The organism is Acidaminococcus fermentans, from assembly GCF_009696675.1.
Classification (GTDB): Bacteria; Bacillota; Negativicutes; order Acidaminococcales; family Acidaminococcaceae; genus Acidaminococcus.
This window is the reverse complement of the sequence record NZ_VULN01000003.1, coordinates 25,646-43,346: the sequence shown is the minus strand read 5'-3', so window position 1 is coordinate 43,346 and position 17,701 is coordinate 25,646. Positions and strand designations below refer to the sequence as shown.

At 58.6% G+C, this 17,701-nt stretch carries 18 protein-coding genes and 6 tRNA genes; all 24 read right to left on the bottom strand.

What is annotated here, in order from left to right; genetic code table 11:
- Positions 1-6 precede the first annotated feature (6 nt).
- The 24 genes from FX155_RS02530 to FX155_RS02415 all read right to left on the bottom strand — a co-directional run bounded on the left by FX155_RS02530 (position 7) and on the right by FX155_RS02415 (position 17,312).
- A complete protein-coding gene (locus FX155_RS02530; protein ID WP_022487197.1) occupies positions 7-924 on the bottom strand; it encodes an AAA family ATPase in 918 nt (305 codons plus the stop codon).
- 135 nt (positions 925-1,059) lie between these two features.
- A complete protein-coding gene (locus FX155_RS02525; RefSeq protein WP_022487196.1) occupies positions 1,060-1,530 on the bottom strand; it encodes a DUF805 domain-containing protein in 471 nt (156 codons plus the stop codon).
- Between the two features lie 142 nt (positions 1,531-1,672).
- Positions 1,673-2,206 (bottom strand): transcription repressor NadR, encoded by a 534-nt coding sequence (locus FX155_RS02520; protein WP_022487195.1) that lies wholly within the window; start codon positions 2,204-2,206, stop codon positions 1,673-1,675.
- Positions 2,207-2,575: 369 nt separating this feature from the next.
- Positions 2,576-2,652 (bottom strand) — tRNA-Arg (locus FX155_RS02515).
- An 8-nt stretch (positions 2,653-2,660) separates the two neighbouring features.
- Positions 2,661-2,734: transfer RNA gene (locus FX155_RS02510), tRNA-Gly, on the bottom strand.
- An 11-nt stretch (positions 2,735-2,745) separates the two neighbouring features.
- Positions 2,746-2,822 (bottom strand) — tRNA-Pro (locus FX155_RS02505).
- A 50-nt stretch (positions 2,823-2,872) separates the two neighbouring features.
- Positions 2,873-2,948, bottom strand: a tRNA-Val gene (locus tag FX155_RS02500).
- An 8-nt stretch (positions 2,949-2,956) separates the two neighbouring features.
- Positions 2,957-3,031 (bottom strand) — tRNA-Glu (locus FX155_RS02495).
- Between the two features lie 3 nt (positions 3,032-3,034).
- Positions 3,035-3,109, bottom strand: a tRNA-Asn gene (locus FX155_RS02490).
- Positions 3,110-3,391: 282 nt separating this feature from the next.
- Positions 3,392-5,374 (bottom strand): TonB-dependent receptor plug domain-containing protein, encoded by a 1,983-nt coding sequence (locus FX155_RS02485; RefSeq protein WP_154487718.1) that lies wholly within the window; start codon positions 5,372-5,374, stop codon positions 3,392-3,394.
- 103 nt (positions 5,375-5,477) lie between these two features.
- Positions 5,478-6,278: an energy transducer TonB gene (locus FX155_RS02480; protein ID WP_154487717.1), complete on the bottom strand. Its 801-nt coding sequence runs from the start codon at positions 6,276-6,278 to the stop codon at positions 5,478-5,480.
- Positions 6,265-6,714, bottom strand: a complete 450-nt coding sequence (locus FX155_RS02475; RefSeq protein ID WP_229778405.1) for an ExbD/TolR family protein — start codon at positions 6,712-6,714, stop codon at positions 6,265-6,267. Before FX155_RS02475 ends, FX155_RS02480 begins: the two co-directional genes overlap by 14 nt.
- Positions 6,684-7,337, bottom strand: a complete 654-nt coding sequence (locus FX155_RS02470; RefSeq protein ID WP_022487191.1) for a MotA/TolQ/ExbB proton channel family protein — start codon at positions 7,335-7,337, stop codon at positions 6,684-6,686. Before FX155_RS02470 ends, FX155_RS02475 begins: the two co-directional genes overlap by 31 nt.
- On the bottom strand, positions 7,334-7,705 hold the full coding sequence (locus FX155_RS02465; protein WP_326831104.1) for an ABC transporter ATP-binding protein: 372 nt from the start codon (positions 7,703-7,705) through the stop codon (positions 7,334-7,336). The genes FX155_RS02470 and FX155_RS02465 overlap by 4 nt, the downstream gene beginning before the upstream one ends.
- A 26-nt stretch (positions 7,706-7,731) precedes the next feature.
- Positions 7,732-8,202 (bottom strand): YhcH/YjgK/YiaL family protein, encoded by a 471-nt coding sequence (locus FX155_RS02460; protein WP_022487189.1) that lies wholly within the window; start codon positions 8,200-8,202, stop codon positions 7,732-7,734.
- Positions 8,199-9,092 carry an amidohydrolase family protein gene (locus FX155_RS02455; RefSeq protein WP_022487188.1) on the bottom strand — a complete coding sequence of 298 codons (894 nt, stop codon included), beginning with the start codon at positions 9,090-9,092 and terminating at the stop codon, positions 8,199-8,201. Before FX155_RS02455 ends, FX155_RS02460 begins: the two co-directional genes overlap by 4 nt.
- A complete protein-coding gene (locus tag FX155_RS02450; protein ID WP_022487187.1) occupies positions 9,079-10,503 on the bottom strand; it encodes a lipase family protein in 1,425 nt (474 codons plus the stop codon). The genes FX155_RS02455 and FX155_RS02450 overlap by 14 nt, the downstream gene beginning before the upstream one ends.
- A gap of 1 nt (position 10,504) precedes the next feature.
- Positions 10,505-11,125, bottom strand: coding sequence for a hypothetical protein (locus tag FX155_RS02445; protein WP_154487716.1), 621 nt, complete (start codon positions 11,123-11,125; stop codon positions 10,505-10,507).
- 162 nt (positions 11,126-11,287) lie between these two features.
- A complete protein-coding gene (gene tsaA / locus FX155_RS02440) occupies positions 11,288-11,992 on the bottom strand; it encodes a tRNA (N6-threonylcarbamoyladenosine(37)-N6)-methyltransferase TrmO (RefSeq protein WP_154487715.1) in 705 nt (234 codons plus the stop codon).
- Positions 11,989-12,624: a YSC84-related protein gene (locus FX155_RS02435; protein WP_154487714.1), complete on the bottom strand. Its 636-nt coding sequence runs from the start codon at positions 12,622-12,624 to the stop codon at positions 11,989-11,991. Before FX155_RS02435 ends, tsaA begins: the two co-directional genes overlap by 4 nt.
- Before the next feature lie 40 nt (positions 12,625-12,664).
- Complete coding sequence (locus tag FX155_RS02430) at positions 12,665-14,098, bottom strand: hypothetical protein (protein ID WP_154487713.1); 1,434 nt, start codon at positions 14,096-14,098, stop codon at positions 12,665-12,667.
- An 84-nt stretch (positions 14,099-14,182) separates the two neighbouring features.
- Complete coding sequence (locus FX155_RS02425) at positions 14,183-15,508, bottom strand: AMP-binding protein (RefSeq protein ID WP_154487712.1); 1,326 nt, start codon at positions 15,506-15,508, stop codon at positions 14,183-14,185.
- An 18-nt stretch (positions 15,509-15,526) separates the two neighbouring features.
- Entirely contained in the window at positions 15,527-16,747 is a 1,221-nt protein-coding gene (locus FX155_RS02420) for a thiolase family protein (RefSeq protein WP_154487711.1), read from the bottom strand.
- Positions 16,737-17,312: a biotin transporter BioY gene (locus FX155_RS02415; RefSeq protein WP_154487710.1), complete on the bottom strand. Its 576-nt coding sequence runs from the start codon at positions 17,310-17,312 to the stop codon at positions 16,737-16,739. Before FX155_RS02415 ends, FX155_RS02420 begins: the two co-directional genes overlap by 11 nt.
- Positions 17,313-17,701 lie beyond the last annotated feature (389 nt).

The following is a 17,701-nucleotide window of genomic DNA, read 5'->3' as shown; positions in this document are numbered from 1 at the left end:
GGTTCCTCAGTCCTCGAAAATGTCCTTTTTGGTATAGTTCCCGGGAATGTGGAGATTGATCACGTCCCGGATCAGCCCCGGTTCATATTCATCAAAGGATTTGTTCACGATTCCCAGATCCAGGGCCTTGTGGGCTTCCAGCCCGGCTTCCATCAGGTGGATGGCATCCAGCATCCCCCGCAGGTCCAGGGCCTTTTCAGAGATTTCGCTTTCCTGGCATTTCTTTTCCAGGTCCTTGAAGATCTGACAGAAGGCCTTCCGGGGTTCCTTCCGCAGTCTGGGGAATTCGTCCTGGAGCAGCCGGTCCAGGGATTCCATGGAAATGGGCGGCAGCTGGATCACCGCAAACCGGGAAGCCAGGGCTTCGTTCAGTTCCCGGGTACCGGAATAGCCGTAGTTCATGGTGGCGATGAACCGGCAGGCCTTGTGGGCATGGAGCAGGTCATAACCGGGAATATCCACCGTATGCCGGAAGTCCAGCAGAGAATGGAGCACAGCCATGGCTTCGTTCCGGGCCATGTTGATTTCATCGAAGACCCCGAATCCCCCTTTCACCGCGCACTGGTACACCGGTCCGGGACGGAATTCCACTTCCCCGTTTTTGAAGGTATCAGTGCCCAGCATCCCGGTGGCATCCATGTTGATGTGGAAGGACACGTTCCACATGGGACGGCCGAACACCGCTGCCAGGTTCTCCGCCAGCACGTTCTTCCCGGTGGCCTTGGGTCCGGCCAGCAGCAGATTCTGGCCGCACAGAAGGGCCGCAATGGCCTCTTCCCACACATCCTTTCCATAATAATGGAAATGGGGCACAGGGACACGGGCCGTCAGGTCTTCCGGGGTGGGAAATTCCTTCCGGTACGCCCGGATCCCCTGGATCAGTTCCGGGTTGATTTGTTCACTCTCTAAAAATTCCAGCATCATAAGGGCTCCCCTCGCTTGACATTTGCATCAGTAATTATTATAGCACAAAAGGGGGCATTGCACGTTACGTGCAATGCCCCCTGATCGTCAGCGGTCAGCTGCCGTTGACAGTTCTGCTGCTCCTGCTGCAGAACCTTATTCCGGCACTCCTCCGAACCGGTTGGCTCCGCTGTCACCTTTTTTCACCATCAGGTAAATATACGTGGCCAGGTTCAGGATGGGCACCAGGAACAGCAGGGTCCACCAGCCGCTCATGTCCATATCGTGGAACCGGCGGGCCAACAGAGACAGGCCGCACAGGAACATCACCAGATAGGTGAGCATCCACAGGCCCATGAGAGCAATGGCCCCCACCCCGCTTTCAAACAGGGTGAAGATGAACACGCAGCCCATGAGGAAAAAGGTCAGGCAGCTGGCCCCACCCAACAGGAGAGCCCCCCGGAGGGCCAGCTCCACCCGGCCCAGACGGCCGTGGAAATTCAGATACAAATCCAGGAGAGACGCCCAGTCCCGGGGAATCTGCCGGGCAAAAAAGTGCCGTTCCATCCACTGATAGGGGGAAAGTTTTTCATTTTTTATCGCAGAAGTTTCAACATGCAAATCCATACAGCCTCCTTGCCATCAGCGATTCCTATGTTTTCAGTCGAAAGATATTATATCTATTTTTGGCGAGAAAAGAAAGAGGCCAGGACACAAAAAAAACGCATTTCACGACAAAAACCTTTTCCGTCCTGAAATGCGCCTCTTTTTATTTGCTTTCTTCCGGCCCTTCCGCAATCAGGAAACCGCCTTCCTTCAGGCTGTCCCGGATGGCTTCCAGTTCATCCTGGGAATCCGCGGCCACGGTCAGGGTATGGACCCCCTGGGAAAGGGTAGCGATCAGAGGGATGTTGTATTTTCGGAAATTGTCCAGATACTGCTTCACATCCCGCCGGTTCTTCAGGTTCAGGAACGCCTGGATGGGCCCGCAGAAATCCGGCACCAGGGTAATGCTGGCAATCATGCCCCCGTTGTCCACCACAATGTTCAGTTCATCCCGGGCGCTGTCCGTATCCATGGCTTTGTATCTGCATTCAAAGTCCATGCTCAGGCTCCGGCCGTTGATCTGATACCCCCTCCGGGTGGAAACAATGGCCGTACCGGCGCTCCGCAGGAGAGCCATATCCAGAACAATCACCTGTCGGGATACATTCAGGTCCTTGGCCAGCTGATCCCCAGTCACCGGGCCATTGCTGCTGCGCAAAATTTCCAGGATTTTCTTTCTGCGTTCTTGATTCTTCATAATACCCCTCCCGTTTAGATTCTTTCTTTCGGATTCCCTGGACCGGTTCAGTTGCATAATCCATCTGGCAGGGCGTCAATCCTAAAGCAATTCAGCTGTATTGTATCATATTTAGTTATGATTGTCTAAATAAAATTCGTTTTAAGTTGTTTTTTCCAAACTTGCTTCCATCAGGAAAATCCGGGGTATAAGTTTATTATTTGTTTATGAATATTTTATGAAAATCTTTTATTTTCATTTGGAAAAGGGAGGTGCCTGAGAGGTACTCGTTCAAAATCAATTTGCAAAAATTGATTTCCTTCGGCCGTTGACCGCTGACAAAAAAAGAGGATACTGCATGATTTCTGCAATATCCTCTGCACTTTCACTTGGTGACCCTGGAGTGATTCGAACACTCGACACACGGCTTAGAAGGCCGTTGCTCTATCCAGCTGAGCTACAGGGCCAAATAAAATGGAGCGGGTGATGGGAATCGAACCCACGTAACTAGCTTGGAAGGCTAGGGCTCTACCATTGAGCTACACCCGCATGAGAAAAATTGGTCGGAGCGACAGGATTTGAACCTACGACCCCCTGCTCCCAAGGCAGGTGCTCTACCAAACTGAGCTACGCCCCGTCGCACGTACAGGCCAACTTGGTTATAAACAAAAAAAGGTAAAAAAAATATGGTGGGCGCTAACAGGATCGAACTGCTGACATTCTGCTTGTAAGGCAGACGCTCTCCCAGCTGAGCTAAGCGCCCAAAAGAAGTGGTGACCGGAGGGGGAATCGAACCCCCGATACCGCCGTGAAAGGGCGGTGTCTTAACCGCTTGACCATCCGGCCACTTGGCTCCCCGAGTAAGACTCGAACTTACAACAACTCGATTAACAGTCGAGTGCTCTACCATTGAGCTATCGGGGAATTCTTGCGACGCTCATGCGCTGCGAGTGTTATTATATAAAAGATGGTACAAAATGTCAACAGGTTTTTTAATTTTTTTTGGAGAAAAAGAAAAAACAGTCAACGGTCAATGGTCAGCTGCCGAAGGAAGCCAAATACCAGGCACTTGGCTTCGAACAAGGGACGGGCGAACCAGGCGGCGTTTTCCAGATCCCGGCAGGGCGGCGGCTATGGTTTCCGCCACCTTCCGGTTGTTGCCGGTACGGCTGGAATACAGTACGATGGTTTTTATGGGCATCCTCCTTAGAATTTCCATTCAGCGCCGGCTCTCCAGACCCGTCCGTCGGTCCAGATGCTGTCGCTGCTGTCGAATTTTTTGTTGAACAGGTTGTCAATCCCTGCGTACAGGGACAGGCTGCCGATGTCCTTGGTCACCACGAAATTGGTAAGGCTGTAGGAATAGGACTTGTTGTCGGCGCTGGTGAGATAGTTCTGGTACCACTGGTTGTACAGGGTGGCAGTCCAGGGAGCCTTTTTGGCATCGGTCCAGGACAGTTCCACAGTGCCGGTATTCAGGGCCCGGCCGGTGAGCCGCTTGTTGGTGTTCCCATCCCGGGCATCCAGGTAGGTGTAGTTGGCCCGGGCGCTCCAGTGTTTGTCGAACTTATACCGGGTTTCCGCTTCCACCCCGTTAAAGGTGGCCTTGTCCACGTTCCGGTACTTGTACAGGAAGTTCCGGATCCCGCCGCTGAAGCTCAGGGACACTCTTTCCGAATCAATCAGGTTGGAGATCTTGTTGCGGAAGTAGGTGAGTTTCCCGGTGGCCTTGCCCTTTTCCCCTTCCAGGCTGATGTCGAAGTTGGTGGATTTTTCCGGCTGCAGATCCGGGTTCCCTTCCACGATCACCCGCATGGAGGCAATGGGGGAATGGATCATCTGGGAGTACAGTTCGAAGATGGTGGGAGCCCGGAAGGCCTTGCCGTAGTTCACTTTCAGCCGGCTGGCCTTGCTGAAGCTGTAGGTGAGCCCGGCCCGGGGGGACCATTCGCTGCCAAAGCTGTCATGATGATCGAACCGGACAGAGGGAACGAACAGCAGCTTGTCTCCCAGCTTCATTTCGTCTTCCAGATAGAAGGCATAGGAATTCTGGCTGGCAGACCCGTAGGGACTGGTCATGCCCAGATACCGTTCGATCCGGGTGCCCCCGCCCGAGTTGGCGAACCGGGTGCCCCCGGCTTTCTGGTTCTTCACTTCCATGCCGTAGGTAAGGGTGTTGTTTTTGTCCATCTTGTAGGTGTTCTTGGCTTCGTTGACCCAGGTGGAATACCGGGCATGGTTGAAATCGTCCCAGGCGGCTGTCCGGGTACGGCCCACTTTCCCCAGCCGGCTGTAGTAGGACTGGATCTCCCAGTCGTTCTTCCGGTCGAAGCCGTAGTACTTCACATGATAGTCGGACCGGTTGTTGTCATAGTAGCTGGTGGTGGTGCCGGCGGTGGTGCTGCCGGACAGGCTGGTGAGCTGTTCTTTCATGAAACTGGCCCCGAAGTCCAGGCCGCTGTGATCATTGAACCGGTAGTTCCCATTGAAGGAGAAATTCCGCCGGGGGCCGTACATGTTGGTACTGCCGTTGTTGTCCTCCTTCCGGACCTTGGTCAGGTTGAAATCGAAGTTCATGTTCAGCTTCCCCATGTCCCCGGTGGCAAAGCCTCCGTACACGGAAGATTCCAGGCTGCCGGTGCGGGTGCCCGCATAGCCGCCCTGGGGCTTGTTCTTTTTGGTGATGATGTTGATCACGCCTCCGGTGGCATCACTGCCCCAGACGGCGGAACCGGATCCCCGGAGGATTTCCACCCGGTCGATCTGGTTCACGTTGATCCGGTCCAGCTCGTAGGCATTCATGGTGCTGGCGGAATCTTCTCCGGCAATCCGGCGGCCATCCACCAGGATCAGGGTTTCCGTGGTTCCCATGCCCCGGACGCTTACCTTGTTCCCCACCATGGAGGTGCCGTTCCGGGACACGTCGATGCCCGTGGCGTTCTTGATGGCGTCCCGGACGTTGTAGGCCCCTTTCTTTTTCATTTCGTCAGCCTTGATCACCTGGACCGCCATGGGGACCTGTTTTTCCTCCAGCTTGGTACGGGTGGCGGTGACCACCGTCTCTCCCAGTTCCAGATTGTCCATCGCAGTATCAGATGCCTCTGCGGCACTGCACAGCTGGGCACCGCCCAGTACGGCTGCCAGGCTTACCGCCAGCAGGATTCTTCTTTTCAGCCACGTTTGATCCATGGTAACGCTCCTTTACACTGTATTTTGCAGGTCATTCCTTTCCGCATGTTTCAGATTCCCCCGTGAGACCGGTCCGCCCGAAAGCCGCGGCCGGTCTCCCCGGTCAGTTCAGCCGGAAGGTAAATGTTTTTGTCGCATAGCACCGGACCGGGTATCCTTCCTTGTACGCCGGTTCAAAAGCATAGCCGTAGGCCGCATCCAGGGCTGCCTGGTCCATGGGACCATAGCCGGAACTGGACACCACCGAAGCGCTTTCCACGGAGCCGTCCTTCCCCACAATCATCCGGACCCGGACGGAGCCCTGGATCCCGTGATTCCGGAGCGCATCAGGATATTCCGGCGCCGGCCCTCCCAGGAAGCTGGCGGATACATCGGACTGGACCGCTTCCGTGTCGAAGCCGGGGCCATCCGCCCCTGCCGGGCCCGGAGGTTCTCCCGGGCTGCCTGACGGATTGCCCCCATTGGAGACTCCGTCAGGACTACCCCCTTCCAGATCCCCGGCAGCCTGGCCGCTGGAAGATGCTTCTCCGCTGCCGGTCAGAGCCGAACTGGCATTTTCTGTCGGTACAGGGGCTGCCGGGCTGTTCTGGGCAGCGGTCCGTTCTTCCGGAATGGCATCCGGGGCCGTCATCCGGGGCACCGCCGGAACCTGGGGACGGGAAGCAGCAGTCATCGGCTTTTGTCCTGCTGCAGGAGCCGGAGGGTTCCCGTTCCCCAGCCGGGCCCCGGGCACTTCCCCATACCCATGATAGGGACTGCCGGAAACGATGTTTACGGTGTAGACTTTATCCTGTTCCTGCTGTTTCTGCCAGGCCTGGAACCCGACGCTTCCCAGAGCCAGGAACACCGCCAGATGGACCCCCAGGGACACCAACAGCCCCTTCCGGCTGTCACTGCTGCCCATGGTCCGCCGCCTTTTCCGCCGCCAGGCCCACCCGGAGGATCCCGGCGGCCTTGCAATCGTCCAGGAGCCCCAGGACCTTTTCATAGGGCACCTGCCCGTCCCCGTAGATTACCAGGGAAAACTGGGGGTCTTTGGCCGCAGCGGCTTTGGCCTGGGCGATGAGGGCTTCCCGGGTCACCGGTTTCGTCCCCAGGTACAGACTGCCGTCCGCCTTCACCGCCACATTGAACCGGGCCTCCGGCTGGATCCGGGTCTGGGTGGCCGCTGGCAGCTGGACCGGCACCGTTTCCACTTCACTCATGTTCATGGTGGTAACGATGAAGAACACCAGCAGCAGGAAACTCATGTCGATCATGGGACTGATCATGATCCCCAGGTCGTTTTTTTTCCGGTCCTTCAGCTTGATCATGCCCGCCTCCGTTCCGAATGGCAGCATACGCTGCAGGTTTCCTTCTTCCGCACCGCTTCCAGAAGGGTGTTGCCCATTTCCTCGATGTTCAGGGTGATGGTCTTCATCCGCCGTTCAAAATATCCATGGAACACTACGGCGATAATGGAGATGCACAGGCCAAATACCGTGGTAATCAGGGCTTCCGCCAGGCCGGAGGTAACTCCCATAGGGTTGGTCATCCGCTGGGTCAGGTGGGTGAAGGCTCCCATCATCCCGGTAACAGTACCCAAAAGTCCCAGCACCGGAGCCAGGGTCACGATAATGTTCAGATAGGGCAGGTTCTTCTCGAATTTGTCCAGGGCCCGTTCCGCCCGGTAGCTGATGAAGTTTTCCAGGTACCCGTAATTGTCATGCCGCTCCATGACAATGGTGGCCAGCTTGGCGATTTCTCCCTGGGTGTGGTCCGCCAGTTCCTTGGCCTGGTACCAGTCATTGTTTTCCACATAGGTGCAGAAGGCCTTGGTGAATTCCCGGCCGCTGTCTGCCCTCCGGAAGAACAGCATCCGTTCCACCCCGATGGCCAGGGCGGCAATGGAACAGAAAAGCAGGGGCCACATGACCCAGCCCCCTTTGATGAAATAATCCACGCCTGCAGTCAGTATGTTCATGTTTCCTCTCTCTTTCCAGCCGCATTGTCTCCGGTTTCTTTCTTCCATAAGGCATAATACAGGCCCCGGCGAGCCAGCAGTTCTTCCGGAGGGCCCTCCGCGTATTTCTTCCCGTTCTGGATCACCACCACCCGGTCGCTGACTTCCAGAGCCTGGCCCAGGTCATGGAGAACCATGACGATGCCCATACCATTTTCCCGGTTCAGCTTCTTGACCAGCTGCATCACTTCCACCTGGTAGGAAATGTTCAGAAAAGCAGTTGGTTCGTCCAGGAACAGAAGATCCGGCTGCTGGGCCAGCACCGTGGCGATCCACACCCGCTGGGCTTCGCCTCCGGAACAGTCGCAGAAATGTTGCAGGGTTTTCACATAAAAAGCAGGCTGACTCCCTGCTTTTATTGATCCATCCGTACCTTGACTACGATTTTTTTAACCTTTTCCGCCTTCCCGTCAAAATGGCAGTTGGGCCGATGGACTTCCCAGGGGTAGAAAATGGCGAAATCCCGTTTTTCCAGCTTCACCACGTTTTCCTTTTTCACCTGACCGTAGAACACCACGTCATTGGCTTCCCGCCGGTCTTCGGTGATCTCTCCGGCGTTTTCCACGTCGGTGTAGCCGATGGCTTCCCGTCCGACACCCAGGATCTGGATGTCGATGTACTGAAAGTGTTTTTCCGGCCGCCGGTCCCGGGCCGGTTCCGTTTCATACTCGTTGACGCTGGCAAAGATGTCTTCTCCGGCCAGCAGTTTCTTTCCCACCGGCAGCTCCGTTACATCCCGTTCCGCCAGCAGTTCCAGGGCCTTTTTCACCGGCCCGGTAAGCTGGCCTGCCAGCCGGTCCAGATGGTCCAGATTTCCTGTAATCATGCGTTCTCCTCCTTAGGCAGGAGCCCCAGCAGCTTGGTGTAGACCCGCAGGGCGTTCCTGTAGAAAAATTCTTCGTGGTGGGCTTCCGGCACCACCAGCTTCATGTTGTCGATGTAACTGTGGATGTTGATCAGCGGCCAGTCGGTGCCGTAGATCACCTTGTCGTACCGGTCCACATAGTCCAGCCACATCCGGATATAGCGGAAATAATCCCGGTGCTTTTCGTAGAAGATGGCCCCGTCGAACTTCCCTTCCAGGAGCCCGGACAGGTCCACATACACATTGGGATTCTTGGCCACCACTTCCATGGCATCCAAGATCCAGGGATTGCCGCAGTGGGCGATCACGAACTTCACCCGGGGGAACTGGCCCGCCACTTCGTCGATGGTGAGGGGATGGGCATATTTCAGAAGCCCGTGGCCCCCGGCGGTATCTCCCGTATGGAACACCACCGGCACCTGATAGGCTTCCGCCAGTTCATACAGGGGAAAATGCCTTGGATCATAGGCGTACACCTGGTTGTAGCCGGTGTAGATCTTGATTCCCACACAGTGGGGGTTCCGGACCACCGGTTCGAATTCCTGGGCAGTCTTTTCGCAGTTCTCTTTGGTAAGGGCGTTGCTTTCCAGCCCGGCACAGAAGGCGATTTCCGCCGGCTGGTTGTAAGGATCCAGGGTGCAGGGGCCCGCCAGATCCGGCACCCGGGGCACCACCCCTCCGAACCGGCTGGGCCCCAGAGGTGCGTTGCCCATGGCCACCGACAGCACCACGTTGTTCTCCCGGCAGGCCTTCAAATAGTTCTCCACTGTATTTTCATGGCCGGCGGCTTTGGCCACCTGGTCGAAGCCTTCATACCGGAAAAAATGCATATGGCCGTCAATGATTTTCATTCAAATTCCCCTCTTCCCGCAAAAATATCCACAATGGTTCCTGCCTGTTGGCTTCCGGCAGGACGTTCTGTACTTCTTTTTTCTGTTCTTCCCACAGGGTCAGCAGGCTCTGGAGTACTCCCTGCTCGAAGCGCACCCGGGTACTGCCTGCCGTCACCCTGTGGACTCCGCCAGTCCCCAGACCCAGCACTTCCTGGCCCAGCTGGATGGACCATTTGTCGCTCTGGCCCACCCGGTGCCGTTCCACCTGGGCCACCACCAGGATGTCCGCCCCGGCCTGCCGGGCTTTCTGCCGGATCTCTTCCTGGGACCAAAGGTCCTCGCTGCCGGCGGTGTGCCGGTACTCCAGCACCACATACCGGGGCAGCAGGCTCCGGTATTCATCCAGCAGGAACTGGCCCAGATCCGGGGAATACCGGGTATCCGCCCCGTTGTCCCGGCTCAGGATCACCAGGGCCGTCAAGGGACCGGTACCCTCCCGCTGCTCCCGGGGTGCCGGGGGCCAGATTCCCGCTTCCACTGCTTTCTGCCGTTCCTGATAATAATCCCGTACCGCCAGGTCCAGATAATAGGAAATGGGATGCTGGTAGTCCGTGTATTTTCCCGATAGGGCATATTCTTTCTTTTCTCCGAGCTGCTGATACCCGGACCGGGTCACGGTCTGGAGCGCCCCGGGCACTGGGTCCAGAGAGGTCACCGCCCGGAGCAGGCTGATCTTCGTTCCGTATTCCCGGGCAAAAGCCCGGTTTCCCACCGCCGGGGCCCCGAAGGTGATCACCGGGATCTGGGCCCGGGATACCCCCTGGGCCGCCAGTTCTTCTCCCACCAGGGTGGCCCCGGCTCCGCCCAGGCTGTGGCCGGTGAGCAGCAGCCGTTCCCTGGGATGGGTTTTCAGGTAGTCCCCCAGATTTTCCGTCTTCCCGTCCCCATCCACATCCAGAGGCTGGGAAAGAGCCGTCCGGGCGTACTGGAGGAAGCCTTTGTGGACTGCCGGGCTGGCCGTTTCTCCGGCAGCCGGTTTCCCGGAAGGATAGTCCACCGTCTCCATCTGGAGATTCAGCTTCCAGTCCCCTTTGGAGGCACTGCCCCGGAAGGCCAGCACATTCCAGATTTTCCCCCGGATGGGATCCGGTTTCCGGGCCAGGGTGAAGTTCACTTCCGTTTTCCCGTCCTTCAGGGTATAGGGAGTGAGCTTCCAGCCGTAATCTTCCAGATACCGGACTTCTTCACTGTTTTCCGGGTGATAGCTGCCGGCGCACACGGCCGCCGCCATGGCCGTCATGGCCGCCTGCTTCACCGGACGGTCCGGCGCCGGCTGAGAGGCTGCCCAGGCCGCCCGAGGCAGCACCAGCAGGGCAGCGGCTGCCAGAAAGCGGACCAGCCATCCCCCTTGATTTCTTTTCAGGACCATCTCAGGCCCGGGGATTCCGGGTGTTCAGGTCCCGGAGGTCCGGCTGGCTCAGACGGATGTACACCGGACCATCCAAGAGAGTTCCCAGTTCGTCCGTCTGGAACAGGATGGAAATGCTCCCGTCCTGGTTCAGGAAGAAATCTTCCGGCACCCGGGTCACCTGTTTAATGGGATGGATCTTCACATCGCTGCTGTTGTAGCACTGGTTGGCCAGGTATCCGTTCAGGTCGGCCACCGTCACCCGTACAAAGGCGGACAGAGGCAGCCGCTGGCCGCTGGCCAGTTCATACACCACGGCACTGGTCCGGACCTTGTTGTCGCTGCCCTGGGTCCGCAGATCGCTGAGCACCAGGGAAACCAGCTGGTTGTCCTCGTATTTGGTTTCATACCAGGTCCGGCCGGAGGTGAACTTCCGGTCCACGAACCCGGCCCGGAAATCATCCATAAAGGTCTTGATGTCCTTGTTGATCATGGTATCCGCTTTTTTGTTCTTGGTATGTACCACCGGCCAGGTCATTTCCAGGTTCCCCACCTGGGCCTGCTGGCTTTCCACCTCGGCAAAAGCCGGGACGGACAGGCTGAAACAAAGGGCCAGAGCCGCCAAAGCCGCTTTTTTAAACATGGTTCCACGCTCCTTTTTTCCTTAATATTCCTAGTATAACATAAAAAGATGCGGTTGGATAAACAACCGCATCTGGTCGGAAGAGGGAATTGCAAGACAGATAAAAAAAGAGCTGTTCTCTGTAAAATACAGGTAACAGCTCTTTTTTTCTTATTTTGATGATTATTGAATCTTTTCAATGGAAATTACAGTTACATTTTCTTCTGCAATGCGGAACTTTACATTCCATGCTCCGAAGGCCATACCGTAGATCCGGTCCGGATCTTTCTGATAATGGGGCCGGGGGTCCTGGGACAGGATCCCCAAAAGGGGCCCCCGCTGGTCTTCCGGCAGTTTGGCCAGAAGGTCCGGGGAACACCGGACCTCCAGGGTGCTGTCCGCCCCCTGGGCGAAGCCGCTCCGTGCGTCAGGACGGGCATCGGCGTAGGGCACGTAGGGCTTGATGTCATAAATGGGGGTACCGTCCATCAGGTCCGCCCCCTTCACCCACAGTTCCGGGCCATGGGGGCCCTCCCAGATGATTTTGTCCAGTTCCACCAGGGACAGGCCCAGGGGATTGGGACGGAAGGGGGCCCGGGTGGCGAAGACCCCCAGACGGGTATTGCCTCCCAGCCGGGGCGGCCGCACGGTAGGCGACCAGGTGTGGTTCTGGGAAAAGCCCCAGATCAGCCACAGGTGGGAGAACCCTTCCAGGCCCCGGAGGGCTTCCCGTTCCCGGAACCCTTCCGCCATTTCCACCCGTCCTGTCAGATCCGGCACCAGGCCGCTCTGCCGGGGCAAGCCGAATTTTTCCGGCAGCAGGCCCCGGTACCAGGCCACCGGCCGGAGGGTCAGGAGGCCCTGTTCCTGAGTTTGCAATTCCGTCATTTCACCACCGTGTTCACATTCAGGTCCTTATCCACATAGAACCGGGTGCCCTTTACGGTAAGATCAGCGGCCAGTCCCTTGGTGGTCACCTGGTACATCCACATGCCCGGTGCCACCTGGAAGGAACCTTCCAGGGCATCCCCGTTGACCCCGTCTCCGGCAGCAGCCACCGCTTCACCACCAAAAGTCCATCCTTTGGTAATGAAAGAATTGAAGGCGTCTTCATTGCCGAACACAAAGATGATGTTGGACTGCCGGACCCCCAGGCCCAGACCCACTTTCATCTCGCCCATTTTCATGAACACTTCCCGGCCGCTGTGCTGGTTGATGGCCCGTCCCCGGCCGTGGCCCCCACCTAAAAGACCCACGCTGTAGCTGGTGTCCACGAACACTGCATAGCCAAAAGCATTCTGGATGGCCTTCCGGGACTGGGGTTTCCGTTTGTACAGATCCAGCAGGGCCTTGTAGGTCTTGGTCCGCAGTTCCGCCCGTTCCCGGTCTTCTTTGGTCAGAGGAGCCGTCTGGGCCGTTTTATCACTGGCCGACTGGGCCGCAGCCCCCGTGGCAAAGCAGGGAGCCGTCAAAGCCAGAGCCGCCAGCAGAGACGCCGTGATTTTTTTCGTTTGTTTCATGATCAGACCCTCTTCACTCTTTACTCTTCACTCTGCACTCTTATTTCTCCGGCTTCAGATACCCGCCGCCCTGGAGTTCGTAGGTCTTGCCGCCCAGCCAGGCGTTGGCGGCACTGCTGCTGTTGTAGTACAGGGTGTGGCCGTTGCCCTTCAGGTTGGTCAGGGCCGTGGTCCCGTCGGTGAACCCGTCCACATGGCTGTCAGCGGTCAGGGACCAGCTGGAGGAGGCGTCCAGGTTCACGTCCACCTTCTTGCCGGTGTTATCCGTATTGATGGCTCCGGACCAGTGGCTGCCGTTCTGGAGGTCCATCAGGATGGTGCTGCTGGCGTCCACGGACACATTGCCGTAAAGCCCCTGGTTGTTGGCCATGAAGGTCAGGTCACCGCCGTTGGTCCCGGCGTCCCCGAACTGGTTGGCTTCCACCCGGATCAGGGTGCCCCCCAGATACTGCATGGTGGTCATTTCCGAATAGATCCGGGCTGCGGTGTTGGTCACGTAGAACAGGGGGCCTTCCTTCAGGCTCCGGAGAGCGGACCCTTTGGCGGCGAACCGGCCCAGGGCCTTGCCGTCAGGGCCGTTGTCCCGGGTCTTGTTCTGATACAGCATCACCCCGTGGCTGCCGTTGCCGGACAGATCCACATATTCCAGATGGATGGAGTTGTTCCCTTCCACCACGGCGATTTCACTGGCTCCGGCGGTGCCCTTTACTTCGCTGACCTTGATGGTTCCCTTGGAATACACCAGGGGAGAGCCTTCTCCGGAAGTGTTGATGGTGCTCTTGCTCACTGTCACGCTGGCTCCGGAAGGTTCCGTTGCCAGGGCCGCAGACCGGATACCGGTGGTACCGATGTTGATGTTGTCCGCCGTAATGGTACCCCCTTCGGTGGCATCCAGGCCCCGGGAAGAAGCCCCGGTGGTGCGGATGTTGGAATCGTGGAGCTTCACGCTGCCTTTGGACCCTGTGGCGAACACGGCGTTGGCCCCGTCCGCTTCCGTCCGGATGGTGCACCCGTCCATGGCAAGGGCTCCGTCTGCAGCCAGCACTGCCGCATTCTGGCCGTGGAACTTGCTGCCCAGCACGTCAGTGGTGGCGCCGCTTTTGGTAATGGCCCCATGGGACAGGGTCACGTCCGCCCCGTTCTTCACCAGCAGGGCACTTTCGTCCGCCACCAGAGCCGCATAGCTGTCAGCCAGAGCGGTCTTTTCGCCGCTGACCATCTTGGCGGCACTGTAATTATCCGCCGGCAGCGGTTCTGCCGCCGTGGTTTCTGCAACTGTCGTTTCCGCCGGTGCAGTCTTTTCAGTCGTTTTTTCCGCCTTGGCAGCGGCTTTTTCGGCCTTGGCCGGTTTCGCCGTTTCCGTCTGGGCCGAAGTGGCGGCAGCAGCCGCCGTGGTCTTATGGGCCGCCCAGGCGCAAGGGGTGGACAGCAAAGAGGCCAGGATGGCCAATGTTAAAATCTTGGAATTTTTCATGGGAATCCCTACTTTCCTGTATATACTTCTACATAATATAGTATACCGCAAAAGGGTGCCACCGTAAACGATGGCACCCTTTTGTCACGAATGAGGGTATGAGAACGCCAGACTCTCCTTCACCTTCTTGTAATCCACCTTCCCCACTCCCGTAAGGGGCAGCTGGTCCAGCTGTTCCCACCGGCCGGGGATTTCTCCCGGGAGCAGGGTTTTCCGGAGGGCTTTTCGTACCTGGGGCAGGGTGATCCCCGGTTCCAGCACCACACCAGCGCCCAGGTCTTCTCCCCGCTTTTCGTCCCGGACGGGCACCACACAGGCATCCCGTACCCCGGGCACCTGCAGCAGGGCCTGTTCCACCCGGCTGCAGCTGATGGTAAGGCCTCCCTTGTTGATCACCTGACCCCGGCGACCCAGGAAGATCAAATATCCGTCCTTATCGAAATATCCCATATCCTCCAGGGTACAGGGCCGGGGCAGACCAGCCACATGGTAAGGCGTATCGATCCAGATCATCCCCTCCCGGAGCTCCACCTTCACCCCGGGGCAGGGCTTTCCCACGCTCTGGGGATGGGCCAACAGCTCCTCATAGGTGAGCCAGGTGATATAGTCCAGTTCGCTGGCCCCGTAATACAGCAGGACCTGGCTGGAAGGAAAATGCGCTTTCAGGGTCCGGGCTGTTTCCCCATCCAGCAGCTGGGACCCTGCCAGCACCGTCTTCATAGCCGGATAGGACCGCTCCAGCACCTGGAACAGCAGCTTCAGCTTCACCGGCACCAGGTACAGCAGGGTCACCGGGTACCGGTCCAACAGAGCCTTCCACCGGGTGCTCCGGAGACTGGAGGCCATCACCAGGGTGGCACCGGCATGGAGCAGCTGGGCCCACACATTCAGGTTCCCGGTAAAGCTCATGCTCCCTTCACAGAAACCCACCGTGTCCCGGTCCACCTGGAACTTCCGGTCCTGTTCCGGAAAGAAATCCCCCCAGCTGCCATAGGTCCGGAACATCAGCTTGGGCAGCCCGGTGGAGCCGCTGCTCAGGACCCCCATGCACAGTTCCCTGGCCGGCACTGGAGCCTCCAGGCATCCGGGCCGCAGGGTTCCGTCGTCGATCCACCCGATCTGCCGGACCCGGGCCAGTTCGTCCGCCGCCTCTTTTGACAGGTCCGGATGGCCCAACACCGGCACCCAGCCTGCCAGTTCCGCGCCCAAAAAGGCTTCCAGCTGAGCCGCCGGTCTGGGCCGGATGATCAGAACAGTTTGCCGGGGAATCCCCAGCTGCTTCAGGCTGTCCCTGTACACCCGGGCCTTCCGGGCCATTTCCCCATAGGAAAAGACCTGCTCCTCTTCCACCAGGCAGGCTTTATCCGGCTGGACCCGGGCCCATTGTTCCAGTATCGTTCCATAATCCATGGCTGATTCTTCTTTCTGCTACAAAGTTTCCAGGAGCACTCCGGCTCCTGTGCCTCCGGCCCCGGCAATGGCGCACAGGGCCTTTTTCCCTTCCTGTCCCTCCAGAGCTGCCAGGGCATGGAGCACCAGCACAGCACCGCTGCATCCATAAGGATGGCCGTAGGCCAGAGCACCCCCCAGAGGCAGGTACCGGTCGGTACAGGTGGGATACTGCCGGGCAAACAGGGCGGAGATCACCCCGAAGGCTTCATTGTATTCAAAATCGTCGATGGCTTCCACCGGGAGCCCGGTTTCTTCCAGGATCTTTTCTCCCACGGTCAGGGCGCCCAGAGGGCTGAACCGGGGATCCACGCCCGCTTCCGTACCGTGGAGGATCCGGGCCAGAGGCCGCACCGGTTTCCCGGCCCGGCGCCAGGCAGCCCGCTGCCGACCGGAAGCCAGCACCAGGAAGGCTGCCCCGTCCTGGGTCAGGCAGGCATTGGCCGCAGTCAGAGTGGGGGTACAGTCTCCCGCCAGGTTCCGTTCTTCCGGGGTCAGCAGGGCCGCCGTTTCCTCCCGGGTGAACAGGGTGGGCATCCGCCGGGCCAGTTTCCCGTTCATCCGGGGCCGGATGCTTTCATCTCTTGTACTGCCGAACAGGGACACCACCCAGGGTCCCAGCCGGCCTTCTTCCGCCGCCTGGGCCGCCCTCCGGTGGCTGCGCACGGCCCAGCTGTCCAGTTCCTCCCGGGGCACCCCATACACCTGGGCCGTCCGTTCCGCTCCTTCCAGCATGGCCCGGGGGCTGTGGGTATCCGGAGAGAACTGGGCGGTCATGTAGCCTTCCGGGGTGTACCGGCTGTCCCAGGGCTGGTACACCCGCCGGGGCTGCATGGAGGAAGATTCCACCCCCCCGCACAGGACCACATCCAGCTGGCCGCTGGCAATCTTCCCCCAGGCCAGGGACAGGGCCCCCAGAGCGGAAGCGCACTGCATGTCCAGGGTAAGGGCCGGCGTTTCCACAGGGAATCCGGCAGTGAGGGCCATAAGCCGGGTCAGGTTCCCCCCGCTGCCTACGGCATTGCCTCCCAGGATCAGCTGGGCTTCCCGGGCTGCCGGACAGCGGATACAAAGCTGCCGGAGAAGGGCAGCACCCAGTTTCTCCGGCGGTACATTTTTAAAGATTCCGTTCTGGAGGCCCAGATGGCTCCGGAGGCCTCCCACCAGGAACACGTCCTGGACCCGTCTCTCAGAACCCATAGCGCTGGAGCCGGTTGGCCAGGAAGGCAGCCAGGACCACTTTCAGGGTATCCCCGATCAGGAAGGGGAACACGGCCATCACCAGGGTCTTCCAGACCCCTACTTTGGCCACCAGATACATGCTCAGGCAGCCCCCCACATAAATGATGGGCATGCCCACACAGATGCCGATGGCCACCAGCTTCTTAAAGGACCGGGTGTTCCCCCGGACGGCGCTCATGGCCACAGCTGCCGCCAGGAAGCCCAGATTGAAGCCCCCGGTGGGTCCGATCAGCTTGTGCAGTCCGGAAGTGCCCCCTACGAACACCGGAACCCCCACGGCTCCCAGCAGCAGATAGATTCCCAGGATGATCGCTGCCTGTTTCGGCTTCATGATAAAGGCCACCAGGTTCACCATAATGGTGAGAGCTGTCACCATGGCCGGGGTAAAAGGCAGCGGAAAAGAAATGTACGCCGACACTGCCAGCAGCGCTACACAGACGGCGCTGCCGGTCATGAACCGGATCTGTTCCCGGCTGCCGGTTGCGGCCACAGACGGATGCAAATTCTCTCTCATTTCGCTCATTGATTGTTTCCTCCCTGCAGTAAATCATTTCTCCCCCGTGGACGGGGGCTTTGAACAACATATGGATGCTTTCCGGTTCTCCCAGGTGCCGGAACAGGCTCTGCCACAGGAGCAGCCCCTGGACCACCGGCCGGCCCTCCAGATGGATGGGATTGGTATCCCCGGTGCGCCGGGAAAACTCCCTCACTTCTTCCGGGGAAAAGGCCCGCCAGGGCCGGTACCCTTCCGGAGGTCCGGAGTCCTGTTTCAGTAAACCTACTTTTTCCGTATGGTTTACCTTTGAGCCGGCAAAAAGCAGTTCTACCTGTAATGTCCCCACCTGGCGGTCTCCCTCCCAGGCTTCCGCCTGGAGCAGCTGGCTCCGGGTCCGGTCCTTCAGACAGACGCAC